At 66.3% G+C, this 21315-nt stretch carries 20 protein-coding genes; 11 read left to right on the forward strand and 9 right to left on the reverse strand.

Annotated features, from left to right (window positions below; all coding sequences use genetic code 11):
* Positions 1-352: cation transporter (locus CGX12_RS11440; protein ID WP_176442048.1), on the reverse strand; the 352-nt coding region annotated here is incomplete at its 3' end.
* Between the two features lie 333 nt (positions 353-685).
* Positions 686-1609, reverse strand: coding sequence for a LysR family transcriptional regulator ArgP (locus CGX12_RS11445; RefSeq protein ID WP_094040015.1), 924 nt, complete (start codon positions 1607-1609; stop codon positions 686-688).
* 97 nt (positions 1610-1706) lie between these two features.
* On the opposite strand from CGX12_RS11445, the gene CGX12_RS11450 reads away from it, so the two are divergent.
* Positions 1707-2336 carry a LysE/ArgO family amino acid transporter gene (locus CGX12_RS11450; protein WP_217898165.1) on the forward strand — a complete coding sequence of 210 codons (630 nt, stop codon included), beginning with the start codon at positions 1707-1709 and terminating at the stop codon, positions 2334-2336.
* On the opposite strand, the gene CGX12_RS11455 is transcribed toward CGX12_RS11450, so the two are convergent.
* The 5 genes from CGX12_RS11455 to CGX12_RS11475 all read right to left on the reverse strand — a co-directional run bounded on the left by CGX12_RS11455 (position 2331) and on the right by CGX12_RS11475 (position 9151).
* A complete protein-coding gene (locus CGX12_RS11455; protein ID WP_094040016.1) occupies positions 2331-4085 on the reverse strand; it encodes a trans-sulfuration enzyme family protein in 1755 nt (584 codons plus the stop codon). The two genes, CGX12_RS11450 and CGX12_RS11455, sit on opposite strands and share 6 nt — an antisense overlap.
* 73 nt (positions 4086-4158) lie before the next feature.
* On the reverse strand, positions 4159-5601 hold the full coding sequence (gene cls, locus CGX12_RS11460) for a cardiolipin synthase (RefSeq protein ID WP_094040017.1): 1443 nt from the start codon (positions 5599-5601) through the stop codon (positions 4159-4161).
* 126 nt (positions 5602-5727) lie between these two features.
* A complete protein-coding gene (locus CGX12_RS11465; protein WP_094040018.1) occupies positions 5728-6996 on the reverse strand; it encodes an O-acetylhomoserine aminocarboxypropyltransferase/cysteine synthase family protein in 1269 nt (422 codons plus the stop codon).
* Between the two features lie 66 nt (positions 6997-7062).
* Positions 7063-8436 (reverse strand): ATP-binding protein, encoded by a 1374-nt coding sequence (locus tag CGX12_RS11470; protein ID WP_094040019.1) that lies wholly within the window; start codon positions 8434-8436, stop codon positions 7063-7065.
* Positions 8426-9151: a response regulator gene (locus tag CGX12_RS11475; protein ID WP_094040020.1), complete on the reverse strand. Its 726-nt coding sequence runs from the start codon at positions 9149-9151 to the stop codon at positions 8426-8428. Before CGX12_RS11475 ends, CGX12_RS11470 begins: the two co-directional genes overlap by 11 nt.
* 182 nt (positions 9152-9333) lie before the next feature.
* Here CGX12_RS11475 and CGX12_RS11480 point away from each other — a divergent pair, with 182 nt between their 5' ends.
* Positions 9334-9804, forward strand: a complete 471-nt coding sequence (locus CGX12_RS11480) for a hypothetical protein (protein ID WP_094040021.1) — start codon at positions 9334-9336, stop codon at positions 9802-9804.
* Positions 9805-9999: 195 nt separating this feature from the next.
* Here CGX12_RS11480 and asnC read toward each other — a convergent pair whose 3' ends face one another.
* Positions 10000-10470, reverse strand: a complete 471-nt coding sequence (gene asnC, locus CGX12_RS11485) for a transcriptional regulator AsnC (RefSeq protein ID WP_094040022.1) — start codon at positions 10468-10470, stop codon at positions 10000-10002.
* 142 nt (positions 10471-10612) lie between these two features.
* Between asnC and asnA the strand changes: the two genes are divergently transcribed.
* Positions 10613-11605: an aspartate--ammonia ligase gene (gene asnA / locus CGX12_RS11490; protein ID WP_094040023.1), complete on the forward strand. Its 993-nt coding sequence runs from the start codon at positions 10613-10615 to the stop codon at positions 11603-11605.
* A gap of 67 nt (positions 11606-11672) precedes the next feature.
* Here the strand turns inward: asnA and CGX12_RS11495 are convergent, their stop codons facing one another.
* A complete protein-coding gene (locus CGX12_RS11495; protein ID WP_408645767.1) occupies positions 11673-12059 on the reverse strand; it encodes a CBS domain-containing protein in 387 nt (128 codons plus the stop codon).
* 527 nt (positions 12060-12586) lie between these two features.
* Here CGX12_RS11495 and CGX12_RS11500 point away from each other — a divergent pair.
* The 8 genes from CGX12_RS11500 to CGX12_RS20100 all read left to right on the forward strand — a co-directional run bounded on the left by CGX12_RS11500 (position 12587) and on the right by CGX12_RS20100 (position 21214).
* A complete protein-coding gene (locus CGX12_RS11500) occupies positions 12587-14017 on the forward strand; it encodes a sensor histidine kinase (protein ID WP_094040037.1) in 1431 nt (476 codons plus the stop codon).
* Positions 14018-14515, forward strand: a complete 498-nt coding sequence (locus CGX12_RS11505; protein ID WP_094040025.1) for a hypothetical protein — start codon at positions 14018-14020, stop codon at positions 14513-14515.
* The gene (locus tag CGX12_RS11510; RefSeq protein WP_094040026.1) at positions 14512-15852 is read left to right on the forward strand and encodes a sigma 54-interacting transcriptional regulator; all 1341 of its coding nucleotides are present in this window, start codon (positions 14512-14514) and stop codon (positions 15850-15852) included. Before CGX12_RS11505 ends, CGX12_RS11510 begins: the two co-directional genes overlap by 4 nt.
* Before the next feature lie 60 nt (positions 15853-15912).
* A complete protein-coding gene (gene msrP / locus CGX12_RS11515; RefSeq protein ID WP_094040027.1) occupies positions 15913-16926 on the forward strand; it encodes a protein-methionine-sulfoxide reductase catalytic subunit MsrP in 1014 nt (337 codons plus the stop codon).
* The gene (gene msrQ, locus CGX12_RS11520) at positions 16926-17546 is read left to right on the forward strand and encodes a protein-methionine-sulfoxide reductase heme-binding subunit MsrQ (protein ID WP_094040028.1); all 621 of its coding nucleotides are present in this window, start codon (positions 16926-16928) and stop codon (positions 17544-17546) included. Before msrP ends, msrQ begins: the two co-directional genes overlap by 1 nt.
* Before the next feature lie 40 nt (positions 17547-17586).
* Complete coding sequence (locus CGX12_RS11525; protein ID WP_094040029.1) at positions 17587-18048, forward strand: hypothetical protein; 462 nt, start codon at positions 17587-17589, stop codon at positions 18046-18048.
* Positions 18049-18102: 54 nt separating this feature from the next.
* Entirely contained in the window at positions 18103-20046 is a 1944-nt protein-coding gene (locus CGX12_RS11530; RefSeq protein WP_094040038.1) for a DNA topoisomerase III, read from the forward strand.
* Positions 20047-20122: 76 nt separating this feature from the next.
* Complete coding sequence (locus CGX12_RS20100) at positions 20123-21214, forward strand: tetratricopeptide repeat-containing serine protease family protein (protein WP_217898166.1); 1092 nt, start codon at positions 20123-20125, stop codon at positions 21212-21214.
* Positions 21215-21315: the final 101 nt, after the last annotated feature.

The raw sequence follows: 21315 nt of genomic DNA on the forward strand, positions 1-21315 counted from the left end.
TAAAAGAGACGGGCACCACCTCGGCGGGGGTGCCCGGCGGAGCGAGCCGCACCAGCAGGCGCTCGGTGGCAAAGCGCACCTCGGCGCTCTGTACCCCGGGCAGGCGGCGCACCGCGGTTTCAATTTTGGCGGCGCAGCTGGGGCAGTCCATGCCGGCGATGCGCCAGGGGTGGCGACTGCCCCGCCTGTCGTCCTCCTCGTCGGACGGCGGTCCGTCCGGCCCTTGTGCCGTCTCGGCGGCGGTCGGGACCGCGCCGCAGGGGGCCGGTTCGCTACGGGGGGCGCAGCCCGCATCGTGGCGATGTCCGGCGGCATTTTCCTTGGAATGATGGTGGTGACAGCAGTGTCCCATGGTGATCTCCTGATGGTGGCTTTACCCGTCATGCGGTTCAGTCAAGGCGTCTCGGGGCAGGCCGCCGCCACGCCAACACGCAGCAGAAAGTGTCGCCCTCACTTCTTGCCTGCTGCGAACTTCCCCCGGAAGTTCGGTCAGGCAAAAAGCTCGGGACTAGCGAGCAAGCTCGCCCCTGTATGCTCGGCGATGGCAATAAAGGGAAACCACCGTATCATCGCTTCGCGATGCTGGCGGCGGTGCTAGGCGCTTCGCGCCCCCTGCCATCGACGGTTGGCTTAGGCGGTGGCCAGCCCCTCTTGGCAGACAAAACACCGGGCTTTTACCCGGAGTTTAGACCCTAGAGTCACCTCCAGAGTCAATAGCCGGCAGCACGGCGCGGGCGTGGTCGACTAATCGGCGCGACAGCAGCTTGTGCACCCCCCGCTCCAGCAGCCAGCGGTGCCAGTACAGGGGCTGGATCAGGTGGCCTTGGGGATGCAGTTCGATCAACCGGCCTGCCGCCAGATCCTCGCTGATCATCAGCCGGGGGATCAGGCAGTAGGCGGCACCGGCCCGGGCGATGGCCACGAAGGCCTCGGAAGAGCGCACCGCGTGGCAGGGGTAACTGCCGGCGGGCAGGCCGAAGTGCCGCGTTATGTAGCGCTCGTGCATGTCGTCCCTCTGGTCGAAGGCCACCGCCGGTGCCCGGCGCAGGGTGTCCTGGGTCAGGCCGTCGGCAAAGTAGCGCGCCCGGAAGCCGGGGGTGGCCACCAGCAGGTAGTCCATCTGGCCCAGGGGATCGCAGCGGCAGCCGGGCAGGGGCTCGGCGTTGATGCTGATGGCGCCGAAGGCCTCGCCGTTCCTGAGCCGCTCCAGGGTGCGGGACTCGTCCTCGATCAGCAGGTTGAGCTCGATGGGGTGGCTGTGCAGCAGCGGGGTGAGCGCCGGGATCAGCCAGGTGGCCAGGCTGTCGGCGTTGGTGGCGATGGTCACGCCCAGGGGTTTTTGCGGCGCGTCCGGCAGCAGATCCGCCATCACGGCGCTTTCCAGTTGGCTGACCTGGCGGTAGTGGGCCAGCAGCCGCTGGCCCGCTTCGGTGGGACGGGGCGGCTGGCCGCGCACCAGCAGGGGCTGGGCCAGGCGCTGCTCCAGCTGCTTGATGCGCTGGGACACCGCCGACTGGGTCAGGTGCAGCTGGCGCGCGGCACCCTCGAAGCTTTGTTCGCTCACCACCTGGTCGAGGGCGGCCAGCAGTTTATAGTCCAATGTGTTCATTAAGATTTCTTATCATGCTCAATTTTTATTAGTTTTACTTAATTCTAGGGGCGCTCTAGTCTGGCCGCCAGTCGAGAAAGCGAAACGGAGCGAGATCATGTACTGGTTACCCTGGATACAAGGCTTCACCCTGGGGGCGGGGCTTATCATTCCCATCGGCGCGCAGAACGCCTTCGTGCTCAATCAGGGCATCCGGCGCCAGCACCACCTGCTGGTGGCGGCCATCTGCGGCCTGTTCGACGTGCTGCTGATAAGCCTGGGCGTGTTCGGCGGCGGCGCCGCCCTGCAGGCCCACGGCCTGCTGTACTGGGGCATCAGCCTGGCGGGCATGGCCTTTTTGCTGCTCTACGGTGCCCATTGCTGGCGCCGGGTGTTCCGGCACGGGCAGTCCCTGGCGCTGGATGGCCGGGAGCGGGGGCTGAGGGCGGTGCTGGTCGGGGTGCTGGCGGTGACCCTGCTCAATCCCCAGGTCTATATCGAGACGGTGATGATACTGGGCTCGGTGGGGGGAAGCTTCGCCGAGGAGCACAAGTGGGCCTTCGCCCTGGGCTGCATCAGCGCCTCGCTGATCTGGTTCTTCACCCTGGCGCTGGCGGCGGCGCGGATGAGCACCTGGCTCGGCCGGCCTGTGGTGCAAAAGGTGATGGACGCCGCCATCGGCACCCTGATGTGGCTGCTGGCCGGCAAGCTGGCGCTGGGGTTGATGGCCGCCGGGGCGCCGCTATAACAGCTCCGCCAGCCGGGTTTGTTGCGCCAGCCGGGCCCGGTGGATATCCAGGGTGAGCTGCTCCACCAGGGCGTCCACCTCGGCCGGGGCCATAAAGCCCTGGCTGAAGCCGGGGCTGACCGGATCCAGGTGGCGGCGGGCGGCCAGCACCAGGTGGGCGATCAGCTCCCGCACCGGCTCTATGCCTACCGCCACCCGGATGCTGGTGGGGTGGATACCGGCGGCGGCCAGGGCGGGTTCGTCCAGCTCCGAGTGGGAGGTCAGGGCCGGGCAGAGCACCAGGGTGTTGGTCTGGCCCAGGCTCACCATATGGCCGAAAGCCGGCTCCAGGGCGTCGAAGAAGCGCACGAAGGCGTCCCGGGGCAGCCCGGCGCCTTCCAGATCGAAGGTGAACAGGGGGCAGGGCAGGCCATACCGGAGCAGGCGCCGGCGCAGGGCGGCGTTGGGGTGCCGGTCCAGGGCGTGGGAGCTGACCCGAAGAGCCGGGTGGGAGGCGAGAAAGCGGGCCAACACCAGGGTATTGATGCCCTTGGCCAGCATGCGCAGTTCCAGGGTCTTGAGCCCGGTCAGCACCTCGTAGGCCTTGTCCGCGTCGAGGAAGGCGCCCTTGACGTAGTAGCACTGCCAGAACAGGGTGTGTTGCCAGCCCGGCTCGCCCTTGGGCAGAAACATCAGCGGCTGGCGGCCGATGACGGCGCCGGCGGTGGTGCTGCCGGTGCCGGCCATGTCCTTGGTGCAGGAATGCACCACGAAGTCGGGGCGCTCCGCCGGCTCCGCCTGCTGCAGAGGGCGGAACAGCACCGGAGTGGCCAGGGTGGCGTCCAGCATCACCAGGGCGTCGGCCTGATGGGCCAGGCGGCAGATACCCGGCACGTCCAGCACCAGACCGTGGGGGTTGCAGGGGGATTCCAGATAGAGCCGCAGCCGGGCTCCCGCCGCCAGCGCATCGCGGTGCTCCGCCCGCACCCGGTCGAGGGCCTGGCGGAAGTCCCGGGCCTCGGTGCCGTCGAACCATTCCAGTCGGATGCCGAGCTTCTCCGGCCGGGCGTAGTAGTCCTGCAGCAGTTGGTGCACGCCGCCGTAGAGGTTGCGGCTGGCCAGCAGGATGTCGCCCCGCTCCAGCAGGGTGCCGAGCAGGGCGTCGATGGCCGCCATGCCGGAGTTGAAGGTCAGGGCCAGGTAGTCGGCGCTGTCGGGGCCGGCCTCCAGTTCCACCAGGGTATTGGCCAGGGCCAGGGCGGTGGGGTTGAGCAGGCGGCTGTAGATGGGATGGGTGCTCTCCCGGCCGTGGAAGGCGTCGTCTATCCATTCGGTGCAGGCGTAGACATAGGTGGCGGTGCGCACTATGGGCGGGTTGGCGCCGAACAGCATGGGCACCCGGTCGAACAGGGGATAGGCGCCCTTGGCCAGGCGCGCGGACTGGGTCAGTCCGAGCTGACGCCACTGGGCGCGGAAGGGTGCCTGCAGGTTGTCCAGCACCTTGGCCAGTTGGAAGGCGAGGAACTTCTTGGCGTTGAAGCGGCTGATGCGCTCCTCCGCCGGCAGGCTGTCCAGGCTGTCCCTGGTCGTCTGCCAGAGGGCGTGGATGTCCTGGTTGGTTCGATGGAGGTTGAGCGCCGCCCCGGCCAGGTGCTGGCCGAAGGGACTGGCGGGATCGATGCCGAAGTGGCGCAGTTGCTCATGGATCAGGGCGTCTTCGCTGTCGGCCTGCTGGTGGCGGCGAGGCGAGAGTTCCGGGTTGACGGCCATGGGGGCTCCTTGACGGGGGCTGGCAAGGTTAAGCATAGGTGAATACAGCCGGGCCGCGCCTGGCGACCGCGAGTTACAGCAGGGGGGCGCCGAGGTAGGCGGCGCGGGAGGCGACCCGGAACCACCAGGGTTTGTCGGCGACTTCGTCCCCGGTCATCCGGCGCGAGCGGGCAAAGTCCTGTTCGAACATGGCGGCCATCTGATCGGCAAAGCCCTCGTCCATTACCCAGGAGGTGACCTCGAAGTTCAGGCGGAAGGATCTGTTGTCGAGGTTGACGGTGCCCACGGCCGAGGCCTGGCGGTCGATCAGCATGGTCTTGGCGTGCAGAAAGCCTTCCTGGTAGCGATGGATCTGTACCCCGGCCTCGAGCAGGGGGGCGACGAAGGCATAGGCGGCGAAATAGGTGAGGATGTTGTCCGGCCGCTCGGGGATCAGCACCCGCACGTCCACCCCGCGCAGGGCGGCCAGCTTGAGGGCGGCCAGCACCCCTTCGTCGGGTACGAAATAGGGGCTGCTGACCCAGAGCCGCTCGCGGGCGGAGCCGATGGCGTGCTGCACCATCAGGCTGGCTGTCTCGAAGCGGTCCGCCGGTCCGCTCGGCAGGGTCAGGATGGGGATGTCGGCGCCGGCGGCGGGCACCGGTTGCCAGTTGAAGGTGAGGATCTCGCCCGTGGCCCAGTGCCAGTCCTCCACGAAGGACAGCTGCAGGCAGAGGGTGGCCGGCCCTTCCATCTTCAGGTGGGTGTCGCGCCAGGCGCCGACGCGGGCATCCCGGCCCAGGTATTCGTCGCCCACGTTGAGGCCGCCGACCCAGCCGAAGCGGCCGTCGGTGACCACTATCTTGCGGTGGTTGCGGAAGTTGAGCTGGAAGCGGTTGCCCGTGCCCCGGGTGGAGTGGAAGCGCCGCACCTGCACTCCGGCGGCGCTCAGTTCGGCCAGGTAGCCGCCGTTGAGCCGGTAGCTGCCGATCTCGTCGTAGAGAAAGTACACCTCCAGGCCCTGGCGGGCCTTGTCGATCAGGGCCTGTTGCAGGGTCCGGCCCAGTTCGTCGTCGCGCACTATGTAAAACTGCACCAGTACGTAGCGTTCGGCGGCCCTGATGCCCTCCAGTATGCTGGCGAAGGTGGCGTCGCCGTCGATCAGCAGTTCCACCTCGTTGCCGCCCACCATGGGCATCTTGGCCAGTTGCTCCATGGTCCGGACCTGGCTCGCCCCGGGAGAGGCCTGCACGTGGAACGGCGTCACCAGCGACATCTTGTCGTCCAGCACCCGGTACAGCTGGTTGTCGTCCTCGCGCCGTCCTATCACATAGCCCTGGAACTTGCTGCGGCCGAACACCCAGTAGGCGGGCACCGCCACCACCGGCAGGGTGTTGAGGGAGACTATCCAGGCCACGGCGCCGGGGGCGGTGCGGGTGGACATCAGGGCATCGAGGGCGGAAACGATGCCCAGCAACTGGGCGAGAAAGAGCACCATGACCAGCAGGCGGCGCCGGGTCGAACGGCGGGGTGGCATGGGCGTAAGCGGTTCCGGCATGGGCTTGGCTGGCTGGGGATTCTGGGGGAACTGTAGCACAGGGGGCGGTGGCGGCGGCACTCCTGATTGTCGCGTACACAGGGGCCGCCCGGGCGGCCCCATGGCTCAGGCGTCCAGGGCCTGGGCCAGGTCGGCGATGATGTCGTCGCTGTGCTCTATGCCGATGGACAGGCGGATCATCTCCGGCCGTACGCCCGCCTGCACCAGTTCGTCCGGGGTCAGTTGGCGGTGGGTGGTGGACGCCGGGTGGCAGGCCAGGGACTTGGCGTCGCCGATATTGACCAGCCGCTTGACCAGCTTGAGGGCGTCGTAGCAACGCACGCCCGCCTCATAGCCGCCCTTGAGCCCGAAGGAGAGGATGGCCGAGGGCTTGCCGCCCATAAAACGTTGGGCCAGCTCGAAGTCCGGGTGTTCCGGCAGGCCCGCGTAGTTGACCCAGGCCACCGCCGGGTGCTGTTGCAGAAAGGCCGCCACCTTGAAGGTGTTGTCCACATGGCGCTCCATGCGCAGCGGCAGGGTCTCCAGCCCCTGCAGCAGCAGGAAGGCGTTGAGCGGCGCCAGGGCGCTGCCGGTGTTGCGCAGGGGCACGGTGCGGGCGCGGGCGATAAAGGCCGCCGGCCCGAAGGCCTCGGTGTAGACCACGCCATGGTAGGCGGGCTCGGGGGTGTTCAACTGCGGGAAGCGCGCCTTGTGCTCGGCCCAGGGGAAGCGGCCGCTGTCCACTATGATGCCGCCCAGGGAGTTGCCGTGGCCGCCGATATATTTGGTGAGCGAATGCACCACTATGTCGGCGCCGAACTCGATGGGTTTGCACAGGATGGGGGTGGCGACGGTATTGTCGACGATAAGCGGCACGCCCCGGGCGTGGGCCGCGTCGGCCAGGCCCCGGATGTCGGCGATATTGCCCGCCGGGTTGCCGATGCTCTCGCAGTACACCGCCTTGGTGTTGTCGTCGATGAGTTTGGCGATGGCGGCGGGGCTGGCGTCCTCGGCGAAGCGTACTTCTATGCCTAGGCTCGGCAGCATATGGGCGAACAGGGTATAGGTGCCGCCGTAGAGCTGGGGGGTGGAGACGATGTTGTCGCCGCTCTGGGCCAGGGTGAGGATGGCGTAATGGATGGCGGCGCTGCCCGCCGACACCACCAGGCCGGCGATGCCGCCTTCCAGGGCCGCCACCCGCTGCTCCAGCACGTCGTTGGTGGGGTTCATGATGCGGGTATAGATGTTGCCCGGCACCTCCAGGTTGAACAGGTCGGCGCCGTGCTGGGCGCTGTCGAATTCGTAGGCCACGGTCTGGTAGATGGGGGTGGCCACCGCCTTGGTGGTGGGATCCGTGCTGTAGCCGTGGTGGATGGCCAGGGTTTCGTCTCTCATGAGGGTCCTTTCCTTGTGCTCGATTGAAGCCTCACTCTAGGCAGTTTCACCCTGGCTGTAAAGCCGTCAGCGGGGCAGGGTCACGGTCGCTTGCAGGCCGCCCCGGGGGTGGTTGGCCAGGCTCAGCTCGCCGCCGTGCTGGTGGATCAGGGTGCGCGCTATGGCCAGGCCCAGGCCGACGCTGCCGTCCTCCAGGTTGCGGGCGCTGTCCAGCCGGGTGAAGGGCTTGAACACCTCTTCCAGCTGCTCTTCGGGGATGCCGGGGCCGAAGTCGCGGATCAGGATGCGGATGGCGTCCCTGTCGCCCCGCAGCCGTACCTCCACCTTGCCGCCGTATTTGACCCCGTTCTCCAGCAGGTTCTGCAGGGCCCGGCGCAGGGCGGTGGGGCGACCCCGGTAGATGACGGGGACCTGTTCTTCCAGGCTGACGTCGTGGCCGTTGTCCTGCAGGTCGTCGCACAGGCTCTCCAACAGGCTCGGCAGGTCCAGATCCCGCACCGGCTCGGCCAGGCCGTCTTCCCGGGCGAACTGCAGGGTGGCCGCCAGCATCTGCTCCATCTGGCGCAGGCCGTCCTGCAGCTTCTGCTTGTCCTCCCCCTCGGGCAGGAACTCGCTGCGCAGCCGCAGGGTGGTGATGGGGGTGCGCAGGTCGTGGGAAATGGCCGCCAGCATGCGGGTGCGGTCGGACACGAAGCGATCCAGCCGGTCCTGCATACGGTTGAAGGCGGACAGGGTCTCGCGGATCTCCCGCGGGCCGGTTTCGGCGATGGGCTCGGCCTTGTCGCCCCGGCCCAGTCGCTCGGCCTGGCGGGCCAGCTCCTTCAGCGGCCGGGTGGTGCGCTGCAGCAGCCAGATCATCAGGCCGGCGAGCAGGGCGGCGAGCAACACCAGGGAGAGTATGGCCTTGGCGGACCATCCGGGTGCCTCCCGGTCGACCAGGGAGGTGAACACCAGCCAGCGGCCGTCGGCCAGCTCGATGGCGCCGTAAAGACGGATGTCGTGCCGGGGCGGGTGGCGATGGGGGCGCAGTTCACGCTGCTCCCGCGGTGGCCAGTCGACATGGCCGTTGCGGTTTTCTGCGCTGATGCGGATGTCGAGGGTGGCGGGATAGCCGAGCTTGCCGCGCACTATGCGTTCGAAGTTGCCGCTGCGTTCGCCGGCCCCGGGTGGGGCGCCATCGAGGGTGAGCAGCAGGGTCTCGCTGCGGCTGGCGCGCAAGATTTCCTGGTGCAGCTCGGGCGGTGACTGGTTGAGCAGCCGGGTGACCGCGATCAGCCGCTGCAGGGTGAAGCGGCTGTTGACCAGGCCCAGCGCCTCTTCCCGCTCCACCCGGTAGATCTGCACCCCGACCAGCTGGATCAGCATCAGGGCGAACAGGGCCACCAGTATCACCTGGCCGGCCAGGCTGCCGAGCCAGTAGCGCAGGCGTTTAATCCCCATGGCTTATTTCGGCCACCAGCATGTAGCCGCCGCCCCAGATGGTCTTGATGAGTTGCGGGTTCCTGGAGTCGGGCTCGAGCTTGCGTCGCAGCCGGCTGACCAGGGTGTCGATGGCCCGGTCGAAGGCCTGGGCTTCCCGGCCCCGGGCGAGATCCAGCAACTGGTCCCGGCTCAGCACCCGGTTGGGGTGGCGGATAAAGACCCGCAGCAGGTCGAACTCGGCGGTGCTCAGGCTGATGGTCACCCCCTTGTCGTCCACCAGCTCCCGCCGGGCCAGATCCAGCAGCCAGTGGTTGAAGCGGATCTTCCTCGGCTCCTCTTCCCCGGCCGGCTGGCCCGGCTCCGGGTTGCGGCGCAGCACCGCCTTGACGCGGGCCAGCAGCTCGCGCGGGTTGAACGGCTTGGGCAGGTAGTCGTCGGCGCCCATTTCCAGGCCGACGATGCGATCGGTGTCCTCGCCCATGGCGGTGAGCATGATGATGGGCACATTGTTGCCCTGGCCGCGCAGCTCCCGGCACAGGGTCAGGCCGTCGTCGCCGGGCAGCATCAGATCGAGGATGATAAGGTCGACGCCGTGGCGATCCAGGTACTGGCGCATTTCCCGTCCGTCCCGCACTCCGTGCACCTGGTAGCCGTGCTGCTCCAGAAAGCGCTTGAGCAAGTCGCGGATTTCGCCGTGGTCGTCCACCACCAGCAACTGCCTGCCTTTGTTCATCTTCTTTCCCCTTGCCGTGACCCCGCCAGTATAAGGCCCTTTGAACGGGAAATAATGTCAAAGTATGTCAGCGGGCAAGGACGTCACACTTTGCTACAAAAAAGGCCGGCGGCGACACAGTTTGCTGACAGCGGACTGTTTTACTGGATGGCGACATCATCGAACACAAGAGGAAAACGACCATGAAAATTCGACACAGCGCCCTGTTGCTCGCCACCACCCTGTTTGCCGCCCCGGCCCTGGTCAGCGCCGCCGAAACGGCGCCGGAAGGCCAGCCGGGCTGGCACAAAGGGCAGATGAAGGAAGACTGCGGCCCGCGGGGCATGAAGGAGGGCCGCCATGGCAAGCACCAGGGACGGCACCAGATGGAGCGGATGATGGATCCGGCCCGTTTCGAGCAGCGTCTGTCCGAGCGCCTGGAAAAGCTGGACAGCCCCGAACTCAAGGCCCAGTTTATCGCCAGCCACCAGGCGCGCCTTGCATCCATGGAACAGCAGATGCTGCTGCACAGGATGATGGCGGAAAGCAAGGCCCAGGCCATCGAGGACGCGGATCTCAAGGCCGCCACCCTGGAGAAGATCGCCGCCGACAGCAAGCTCAAGCAGCAGCGGCTCAAGCTGATGCAGGAAGCCCTGAACAAGCTGCAGGGGTGAGACCTGTTGCCTCCTTCCCTGTGCCGTCTGATGGTAGCGCCAGCAAGCATCGCTGGTGCTCTGGGGGAGGACAAAGAGTGCTGCTCAGCCGACCCTCTGTTTCAGGGATGAAACAGAGAGCGTACATGGATGTATTCATAGCGTGTCGGCGGAGCAGTGCGCTTTGGCCGAGAACAACGGATTTCAAACAGGTTCTCAGGGAGTGACGTCCCGGTCGATCGGCTGTTGCAGGGAAATCAGGGTCTCGGTGGACTGGATCTCGTCGATGGGCTGCAGCCGGCTGATCAAGACCCGCTGTAGTTCGTCGATGGAGCGGGTCATCACCTTGATGAAGATGTTGTAGTGGCCGGTGGTGTAGTAGGCCTCCACCACCTCCTCCAGCTGTTCCAGCTTGGCCAGCGCCTGGGGATAGTCCCGTGCGCTCTTCAGGATGATGCCGATAAAGCAGCAGACGTCATAGCCCAGCTTCTTGGGATTCACCTGCACCCTTGTTCCTTCGATGATGCCCGCCTGTTTCATCTTCTCCACCCGCACGTGAATGGTGCCGGGGCTTACCTCGAAACGCTTGGCCAACTCTGCGTAGGGCACCCGGGCGTTGTCCATCAGGGCCATCAGTATGGATTTGTCCAGATTGTCGATCCGGTAATGAAGGTCGCCTTTTTCCATTGATTTGTGATTATCCTGCAAAAATAAGATGATTTTTTATTGAATTTAAATCAAAGGCGGAGTTTTTTCTATCTAATGTTGAATTAGGGGCGCCATTCCCTGATTATCCTGCAAAACCAATCCGCAAGCCCAGGGGAATGAGATGAAGCAAGCCTATGTTGAACGCCAACGCCAGATCCGTTTTGTGAAGGAGTATTTCTCCGGTCAACTGGCCCAGCAGCTCAATCTGCTGGAGGTGCAGGCGCCCATTCTCAGCCGCCTCGGCGATGGTATGCAGGACAACCTGTCCGGCTCCGAGAAGGCGGTGCAGGTCCGGGTCAAGGCCATTCCCGAGGCCACCTTCGAGGTGGTGCACTCCCTCGCCAAGTGGAAGCGCCACACCCTGGGCCGGTTCGGCTTCGGGCCGGGCGAAGGCATCTATACCCATATGAAGGCGCTGCGCCCGGACGAAGACCGTCTCAGCCCCATCCACTCCGTCTACGTGGATCAGTGGGACTGGGAGCAGGTGATGAGCGAGCAGGAGCGCCACGCCGACTTCCTGGTGGCCACCGTCAACCGCATTTATACCGCCATCAAGCGTACCGAGCAGGCCGCCGCCGCCGAATTCGGGCTGACGGCCTTCCTGCCCGAGCGCATCCAGGTGGTGCATGCGGAAGAGCTGCTGGCCCGCTATCCGGAGCTGGACGCCAAGGGCCGCGAGCGGGCCGTGGCCCGGGAGCTGGGCGCCGTCTTCCTAGTGGGCATCGGCGGCAAGCTGAGCCACGGCGAGATCCACGACGTGCGCGCCCCGGACTACGACGACTGGTCCAGCCCGGGCAAGGACGGCCTGGCCGGCCTGAACGGCGACATCCTGGTGTGGAACCCGGTGCTGGAGGATGCCTTCGAGATCTCCTCCATGGGCATCCGGGTCGACCAGGAGGCCCTGCGTCGCCAGCTGGCGCTGACCGGCCACGAGGACAGGGCCGGGCAGGAATGGCACCAGGCCCTGCTGGCCGGCCAGCTGCCCCAGACCATCGGCGGCGGCATCGGCCAGTCGCGGCTGGCCATGCTGCTGCTGCAGCTCGGCCATATCGGCCAGGTGCAGTGCGGGGTCTGGCCCGCCGCTCTGGGTGAGTCGGTCGAGGGCCTGCTCTGAACCGGTATCCATCCAGCCAAACAAGAAGGGCGCCGCGGCGCCCTTTGATTATTGCCTCGCCGCCGGCTCAGTAGGTGGCCGGGCAGGTCTTGAGCTGGTTATTGAGGAACGTCATCACCTGCCGGCGGGTGACGATACCGACGACCTTCTTGCCTTCGACCACCGGGTAGAGCTTGGGCTTGGCGCCGCCCATGGTGCGGGCCAGCTCGAACACGTCGGTGTCGGGGGTGACCGTCAGCGGCTCGGTGCGCATCAGATCGCTCACCTTGGAACGGCTGTCGCAGTGGTAGTTGGCGTTGATCAGGGTGGGGATGCAGTCCTGCTCCGACAGGAAGCCGACGATATGCCGCTGGGGCGTCACCACCGGCAGGCCGCTCAGGCCGGACTCCAGCATGCGGTCCAGCGCCTCGGAAATCGACATGTCCGCAGTCAGCATCGGCAGGCTGTGTCTCATGATCTCGGTTACTGTTGCCATGGCCATTCTCCTTAAGTACTTGATAAACCGAGTTTGGCACTCTTTTTATCGCTGATCCAATCGGTGCCGTCCGGGTGATCGATAGCCTCCGCCTCGGCTCTTATCAGCATAGCGCATTTGGTGATGGGACGGTGGTAGTGACGCCGGTAGGCGTCAAACGGGCTCCGTTGTATTAAAAAAGAGACATTGCAACTCTTTGTTTATAAATGACTTTTCAAAATTGCCATTAAAAGTGTCTCTTTATTGCAACAGGTTTCAATCCGCGGGGTGCCCGTCTTTTTATTTAATCTGTTGATTAAAAAGGGTTTTATTGTCCTGGCCTGGAACTTGCCTATCTCAAGTTGTCTGATACTGCCGCCCCCGCGGCACGAGAGTGTGTCGGACGTGCATGGATGCACATTCTGTACTTCTTTTCATGCCGGTCGTCTCCCGACCGGTTTTTTTTATCTGGCGCGGCGGCGCTTTTGTTATCCTGTGTCCCTCTGTGGTCGACGAGTATGTGGATGATGTCTAAAGCGGTCAGGGGGTTTGCCCCTCGCTCCCTGCTGAGGTTGGTGCTGATTGCCTTTACCCTGGTGCTGTTACCGCTGATCCTGCTGGTGATCCAGAACAGCCGCAGCCTGGAACAGGTCATCCAGCTGGCGGAGGAGGGCATCGAAAGTGCCGTGGTGGATACCCGGCGGGCGTCGGACATGAATGATCTGGCGCTGGACATGGAGCGTACCATCCGCCGCTATGCGGTACTGGAGAATCCCGAACTGCGGCTGTCCTACCTGCGCCTGCTGGAACGCTACCGGCAGGAGCTGGAGAGCCTGCTGCAGGTGATCGAGGCGGGGCCGCTGGCCGGCGAGCTGCAGCAGCAACTGATCTACCTGGTGGATCTGGCCCAGGCCGACGGGGAGCAGATCCGCGAGCAGGTGGGGGTGTTCGACACCTTCAGCGGCGCCAACCTGGCCCTGGACAAACTGACCCGGGAGCAGATCGACGTGCGCATCCAGCAGGTGCGCTCCCACGTGATACAGGTGCGTCAGCAATTGTGGGCGCTGAGTGCGGCCCTGGGCGGCGCCAGCCTGTTGCTGGTGCTGCTGTTTACCTATCTAATCATCCGGCCGGTGCGCCAGTTGGAGCGCCGTATCCTGAGCCTGGGGGCGGGAATAGAACCGGACGAGCGGCCGATCAGGGGGCCGGCCGAACTGGTGGAGCTGGGGGAGCGGTTGCAGTGGTTGCACCAGCGGCTGCGCGAGCTGGAAGCCCAGAAACTGCAGTTTCTGCGCCATCTGTCCCACGAGCTGAAGACGCCGCTGGCGAGCCTGCGGGAAGGGGCCGATCTGCTGGCGGAAAAGGTCACGGGTCCGCTTACCAGCGAGCAGGAGGAGATCTGCGAGTTGCTGGTGCACAACAGCTACCGCCTGCAGGGGCTGATCGAGCAGTTGCTCGACTACAACAGGGTGCAGCAGGTACAGGTGTTCCGGGAAGAGGTCGCCTTGCTGCCCCTGCTGGAGCAGAGCCTGGAGGCCCATCGCCTGACCATAGAGAACAAGGGGATGAAGGTCAGCCTGGCCCTGGACGAGCAGCCGCCCCTGGCCGATGCGCACCGGCTCAAGCTGGTGTTGGATAATCTGATCTCCAATGCGGTAAATTACGGGGATGCAGAGGGCGAGATCCGCATCGAAGCCCGGGTCCTGGAGCAGGATTATTGCCTGACTGTCGCCAATAGCGGACAACCCATCCCCGAGCAGGACAGGGAGCGGATCTTCGAACCCTTCGTGCAGGGCAGCCAGGAGCGCAAGGGAGTGCTGAAAGGGTCCGGCATCGGCCTGAGTATCGCCCGGGAGGCGGCCATCAGCATGGGTGGGCGGCTGACCCTGAATACGGAAACGACGGCGCTGGTCTGTTTTGAACTGTGTCTACCCCAGAGTACGGATAAGGAATCATAAATGACGAGAGTTTGGCTTTGCGGTGTGCTGGCGCTGGTGCTGGCCGGTTGTTCACTGCCCTATTCGCTGCCGCATCAGCGGCAGCCGGAGCCGGCCTGGAGCCCGGCCTCCGACGCCGATGAACTGCACGGCTGGCTGCAACTGGCCGCCACCGTCATGGCCAGCAGCGAGGCTGAGCGCCAGCGCCAGCTGCAGCTGCTGCGGGGCGCCCGGGGCGAGGATCAGTTGCGGCTGGCGCTCTGGCTCAGCCATCCCCGGGCCAGCATGGGCCAGCGCCAGCAGGCCCAGCAGCTGTTCCGGCAGGGGACGGCGGGGGTCAACACCCGCCTGCAGCAGTTCTTTTCCCTGTATCAGGGCTATAACCAGGAGCTGCTGAGCCTGAACCGGCAACTGGGCGAACGGCAGCAGCAGGTCGACAGCCTGACCAAGAAGCTCAACGAACTGGCCACCATCGACGAGCAGATCAATGAACGCAGATACCAAGAGCCGGCCCAATGAAGCGTAAAGCCAAGATACTGCTGGTGGACGACGATGCCAGCCTGCTGAAGTTGCTGGGGCTGCGGCTCAAGAGCGAGGGCTTCGAAGTTGGTACCGCCACCTCCGGGGCCGAGGCGCTGGAGTGGCTGGAGCGGGACAGGCCCGATCTGGTGCTGAGCGATCTCAAGATGGACGGCATGGACGGCCTGGCCCTGTTCGATCGGATCCAGCGTGCCCACGTGGGCCTGCCGGTGGTGATCATGACCGCCCACGGCTCCATCACCGATGCGGTGACCGCCACCCGTTCCGGGGTGTTCGGCTTCCTGACCAAGCCCATCGACAAGGAAGCCCTGCGCAAGACCATCAACGAGGCGCTGGCGGTGTCGCTGCCGGCCGACGAGGACGACTGGCAGCACAGCATCCTGACCCGCAGCCCGGCGATGGCGGCGGTGCTGGAACAGGCCCGGCGTATCGCGCCGCTCGACATCAGCGTGCTGATCACCGGTCCCTCCGGCGCCGGCAAGGAGCTGCTGGCCAAGGCCATCCACGACGCCAGCCCGCGCCGGGACTATCCTTTTATCGCCCTCAACTGCGCCGCCCTGCCCGAGCAATTGCTGGAGTCGGAGCTGTTCGGCCACGTCAAGGGCGCCTTTACCGGGGCCATCTCCGATCACCCGGGCATCTTCCTGGCCGCCCATGGCGGCACCCTCTTCCTGGACGAGATCGGCGACATGCCGCCGGCGCTGCAGGTCAAGTTGCTGCGTGCCCTGGAGCAGCAGGAGGTACGCCCGCTCGGCAGTACCCGCAATGTCAGGACCGACGTGCGTATCCTCTCCGCCACCAACCGGGATCTGGTGGCCGCCATGGAGGAGGGACGCTTTCGCGAGGATCTCTTCTACCGGCTGAACGTGGTCAACCTGGCGCTGCCGCCGCTGCGCGAGCGGCCCGAAGACATCCCCCTGCTGGCCCGCCACTTCCTGGAACAGATCCGCCAGCGCCAGGCCACCCAGGTGACCGGTTTCGCCCCCGAAGCCCTGGCGATGCTGGCGGCGGCGAGCTGGCCGGGCAACGTGCGGCAACTGCTCAACGTGGTGGAGCAGGCGGTGGCGCTGGCTTCGGCCCCGGTGATCGGCGCCCAGCTGGTCGAGACCATACTGGCGGGCAACAGCGATCACTTCCCCACCTTCAACGAGGCCAGGGCCGAGTTCGAGCGGGTCTATCTCAACAAGGTGCTGCGCATGACCGACGGCAACGTCACCCAGGCGGCCTCCCTGGCCGGGCGCAACCGCACCGATTTCTACAAGCTGCTCAACCGCCATGGCATAGAGGCCGGTGCCTACAAGGACAAGGGCGACTGACGAAATTTTTCCGCCGGAGTCCGGCTCTTTGTATACAACCTTATGAACACAGAGAGCCATATGCGGATCAACATCAAGAAGAAATCGGCCCTGTCCGAACATCAGGTCACCCCGGAGGCGGTGTATCGCGACCGCCGCCGGATCCTGCAAGGCCTGGGACTGGGGCTCGGCGCCGCCGCCCTGAGCGGCCCCGCCCATGCCGGCCTGCTCGGCAACCTGCTGGACGATGACCCGCAGCAGGGGGCCAGGACCCTGCCGCTCGAGTTCGACCAACCCGCCGCCTACCGCCCCGCGCTGCCGCTGACCGCCGAGAAGGTCGCCACCAGCTACAACAACTTCTACGAATTCGGCACCGACAAATCGGATCCGGCCCGCCATGCCCAGGATTTCAAGACCCGCCCCTGGACCCTGGTCATCGAAGGGGAGGTGGCCAGGCCCCGGACCCTGGATGTCTGGGCCTGGATCGAGCGGCAGCGGCTGGAGGAGCGCATCTACCGGCACCGCTGCGTGGAAGCCTGGTCCATGGTGATCCCCTGGCTGGGCGTGCCTTTGGCCGACATCATCAACGCCGCCGAGCCCAGCTCCAGGGCCAAATACGTGGCCTTTGAAACGCTCTACGACCCCGAACAGATGCGTGGCCAGGCGTCCCGCTTCGTGGGGGGTGGCATCGATTACCCCTACGTGGAAGGCTTGCGCCTGGACGAAGCCATGCATCCCCTGACCCTGCTGACGGTGGGCATGTACGGCAAGACGCTGCCGCCCCAGAACGGCGCCCCGGTGCGGCTGGTGGTGCCATGGAAATACGGCTTCAAGGGCATCAAGTCGATCGTCCGCATCCGGCTGACCGAGCAGGAGCCGCCCACCACCTGGAACCGGCTGGCGGCCCACGAATACGGTTTCTACGCCAACGTCAATCCGACCGTCGACCATCCGCGCTGGAGCCAGGCGACCGAGCGGGTCATCGGCGAGGGTGGCCTGTTCGGCAGTACGCGCCAGCCGACCTTGATGTTCAACGGCTATGAGGAAGAGGTGGCGTCCCTTTACCGGGGCATGGATTTGAAGGCTTTCTACTGATGCGACTGAACCCGAACTCACTGCCCTGGCTGAAGGCGGCCCTGCAACTGGGGGCCGCCCTGCCGCTGCTGTGGCTGCCCTGGGCCCTGGCCGCCGGCCGCTTCAGCGCCGACCCGGTGCCCGAATTGCTGCAGTACCTGGGGGACTGGGCCCTGCGCCTGCTGCTGCTGACCCTGTGTGTCTCGCCCCTGGCCAAGGGGCTGAGGGCGGGCTGGCTGATCCGGCTGCGGCGGCCGCTGGGGCTCTGGTGCTTCGCCTATGCCAGCCTGCACCTGCTGGTGTGGCTGGTGCTGGATCTGCAATTGGCCTGGGGCCAGATCGGCGCCGAAATCATCGAGCGTGGCTTTATCACCCTGGGCATGGCGGCCTGGCTGGTCCTGCTGTTGCTGGCGGCTACCTCCACCCAGGGCTGGCAGCGGCGGCTGGGCCGACGCTGGCAACAACTGCACAACGGTATCTACCTGGCGGCGCTGCTGGTGCCGGTGCATTTCTGGTGGGCGGTCAAGTCCGGCTGGCTGGAGCCCGCCATCTATCTGGGCCTCAGCCTGGCGCTGCTGTGGTGGCGGCGGGACAAGTTCGCCCGCTGGTGGCGGGGGGCATACCGGCGCGGCGCGCTTTAGGCTACACTGCGGCCCTTTCAATCAAGCTCCGGAGTAGCGAATGGACGATCAGTTGTGGGCACTGTGCTTTCTCGACGAGGGGGTGGCCCTGTCGGTGATCAGCCGCAAGGAAACCCGCTGCCAGTGGCTGTCCGGCGAGGAGCAGGCCCGCCATTACCTGCTGCAGGACTACCTGTACCATGTGGCCGAGCTGGGCGAGCTGGATCCCGACCAGACCGCCGCGGCCCGGGAGCGCTTTGAGCTGCTGATGGAACAGTTCCCCGACCCCGAGACTCTGGTGGAATACCTCAACGATCTCACCGCCGGCCTGACCCGCATCCTCTGGTTCGGGTCGCTGCGGGCCCTGGCCGAGGACTACGGCGACTTTCCCCTGGCCCTGCGCGCCCACTACTGGGACGAGTACGGCGAGGGCGAGGAAGACCCGGCCACGCCGGTGCCCGAGGCCGACTGGCCCTACCTGGTGGAGGCCATGGACGACTTCTTGCTGCACGGGGATTATTGAGCCGGCCGGGGCCGGCTGCTACCCTGTGCATACATACAGTTGTTCAGTGCCGCCATGATCCTCTATATCGCCGAAAAACCCAGCCTGGGCCGGGCCCTGGCCGAGGTGCTGCCCAAGCCCCACCACAAGGGGGAGGGGTTTATCCGCCTGGGCAATGGCGACGTGGTCAGCTGGTGCATCGGCCACCTGCTGGAGCAGGCCCAGCCCGATGCCTATGATCCCGCCTTCAAGCAGTGGCGGCGGGAGCACCTGCCCATCATTCCCCGGGAGTGGAAGCTCGAGGCCAAGGCCAAGACCCGCAGCCAGCTGGCGGTGCTGAAAAGGCTGCTGAAGGAGGCGGACGCCATCGTCCACGCCGGGGATCCGGACCGGGAAGGGCAGTTGCTGGTGGACGAGGTGATCCGTTTCTGCGGCGTGCCCGCCACCCGGCGGGAGGCGGTGCGGCGCTGCCTGATCAGCGATCTCAACCCGGCGGCGGTGCGGCGGGCGCTGGAGAGCCTCAGGCCCAACCGCGATTTCGTGCCCCTGTCGGTATCTGCCCTGGCCCGTTCCCGGGCCGACTGGCTCTACGGCATCAACATGAGCCGGTTGTGCACCATCGCGGGGCGGAGCCAGGGTTACCAGGGAGTGCTGTCGGTGGGGCGGGTGCAGACCCCGGTGCTGGGGCTGGTGGTGCGGCGGGATCGGGAGATAGACGCCTTCGAGCCCAGAGCCTACTACGAGGTGCTGGCCCTGCTGCAGACCGAAGGCGGCGAGCGGGTCAAGGCCAAGTGGCAGCCGAGCGAGGCCTGCCAGCCCTGGCAGGACGAGGAGGGCCGGGTGCTGTCCCGGGCCCTGGCGGAAAACGTGATCCGGCGCATCACCGGCCAGCCGGGGCGGGTGCTCCGGGCCGAGCGGCAGCGCCAGCGGCAGGCGCCGCCGCTGCCCTACAACCTCTCGGCCCTGCAGATAGACGCCGCCCGTCGCTTTGGACTCAGTGCCCAGCAGGTGCTCGACACCTGCCAGGCCCTGTACGAGCGGCACAAGCTGATCACCTATCCCCGTTCCGACTGCCGCTACCTGCCGGAAGAACATTTCCCCCAGGCCGGCGCCGTGACCGGGGCCCTGGCCCGGGTCTGCCCCGAGCTGGCGCCGGCCCTGGCGGGGGCGGATCTGGCCCGGCGCGGCAAGGCCTGGGACGACAAGAAGGTGGAGGCCCATCACGCCATCATCCCCACCGCCCGGACCATGGACGGCGACCGGCTGTCCGCCACCGAGCGCCACATCTATCATCTGATCGCCCGCCAGTACCTGGCCCAGTTCTACCCCCACTGGCAATACGACGATCGGCAACTGGAGCTCGAGATCGCCGGCGGCCGCTTCCTGGCCCGGGCCCGACAGCAGGTGGCGCCGGGCTGGAAGGCGCTCTTCGCCAAGCCCGACCAGCGCGAGCCGGAGGAGGATCCCGAGCTGCAAGCCGCCCTGCCTGAGCTGCGGGAGGGCGATGAACTGCTGTGCCTGGAGGGTGAGCTGCTCGACAAGCTGACCCAGCCGCCCCGCTACTTCACCGACGCCACCCTGCTGTCGGCCATGACCCACATCGCCCGCTACGTCACCGATCCCGGACTCAAGAAGATACTGCGCGAGACCGACGGCCTGGGCACCGAGGCGACCCGGGCCGGCATCATCGAGCTGCTGTTCGGCCGCGGTTTCCTGTGCCGGGAGGGCAGGCAGATCCGCGCCACCGAAGCGGGCCGGCAACTGATCGCCAGCCTGCCCGAGGCGGCCAGCACCCCGGACATGACCGCCCGCTGGGAGGCGGCGCTGGATGCCATCAGCCGCAAGGAAGGCAGCTACCAGGCCTTTATGGCGGAGCTGGAGGCGGCGCTGCCGACCCTGATGAGCCAGGTCAGCCCCGCCGGCTTCCGGGGGCTGAAGGCCACGCCCGCCGCCAGGCCGCGCCGGGCCGGCGGGCGCGGCAGGAGTGGACGGGGCCGCCGTGCCGGCAAGGGGAGCTGAGCGCGGGCCCCCGCTGCTATGCTTAGGTTTTGGGGCCGGGCTAGGCTCCCCTGCGGTATCTCTCGGGAGCATGGACATGAAACGACCGTGGCTCATCCTTTTCTTCCTGCTGCTGGGCGGCTGCCAGATGGCGGAGGAGGCCCGGCTGCAGGAGGCATACAACGCCGAGCGGCAGGGGGATGATGCCCGGGCCTTTCAGCAGTACCTCCGGGCGGCGCAGATCCAGGCTTCTCCCAGAGCCCAGTTTGTGGTGGCCGGGATGTATCTCGAGGGCCGGGGCACGGAGCGCGACATGGAGCAGGCCATCCTCTGGTACGGTCGGGCGGCCGGCGGTCCGGATCCGGTGTGGAGCCCCCAGGCTCACCTGCGGCTGGGCGGCATCTATCAGGGTGAGCATGGCGCGGCGTACCAGCACCGGCAGAAAGCCCTGGCACACTACCGGGCCTGTGCCGATCAGGGCCTGGCGGAGTGTGGCCGCGCCCTGGCGCGGTTAGCCGATCCTCCGTCCCTGGTCGCCGCCCCCGTCCAGGCCGTGGGCGGCGCGGCGCCGGCCCTGCCTCAGGAGGAGAGCGCCTCCCAGGCGGCGATTGCCCTCTATGAGCGGCATAAGTCCAGCATCTACAAGATCACCGTCTACGAACAGCGGAGCGGCGAGATCAGGCCGCTCAGCCTGGGCTCGGCCATCGCCATCGATAAGTTTCGGGCCGTGACCAATCATCACCTGGTGGTCGGCGGCGGCGTTCCCGTCAGTATCGACGCCGGGGGCGAGGCCGTGCGGGAGAGCGACGTGCTGCTGTGGCGGGTGGTCAGGACGGATCCCGTGCGCGATCTGGCCTTGCTCGAGCTGGTGGAGCCCAGCCAGGAGCTTGTCTTCACTCGTGGCATCAGGGCCTACGACAGCATCCGGGTCGGGGAGCGGGTCTTCGCCATAGGAGCCCCGGCGGGCTTTGACAAGACCCTGACCGAAGGCATCGTCTCGGCCCTGAGAAGGGAGCAGGGGGTGCGGCTTATCCAGACCACCGCCCCCGTGACCTATGGCTCCTCGGGGGGCGCCCTGTTCGATGCGGAGGGGCGGCTGCTCGGCATCACCACCAAGGGCGTGCAGGCGGGGGGCCACTTCAACTTCGCCATCGCGGCGGACGAGGTGCAGGCCTTCCTGGCGGAGTAGAAAGGCCTAGAGCACCGATCAGTTTAAAACGTGAGCAGTGCGATATCTCACCTGTAGGTGCCCGTTCACGTGGCGCAAACCTGCAAAGGGCGGGGAATGCG

The sequence above is a fragment of the Zobellella denitrificans genome (genome assembly GCF_002237365.1).
In the GTDB taxonomy this organism is placed as follows: Bacteria; Pseudomonadota; Gammaproteobacteria; order Enterobacterales; family Aeromonadaceae; genus Oceanimonas; species Oceanimonas denitrificans.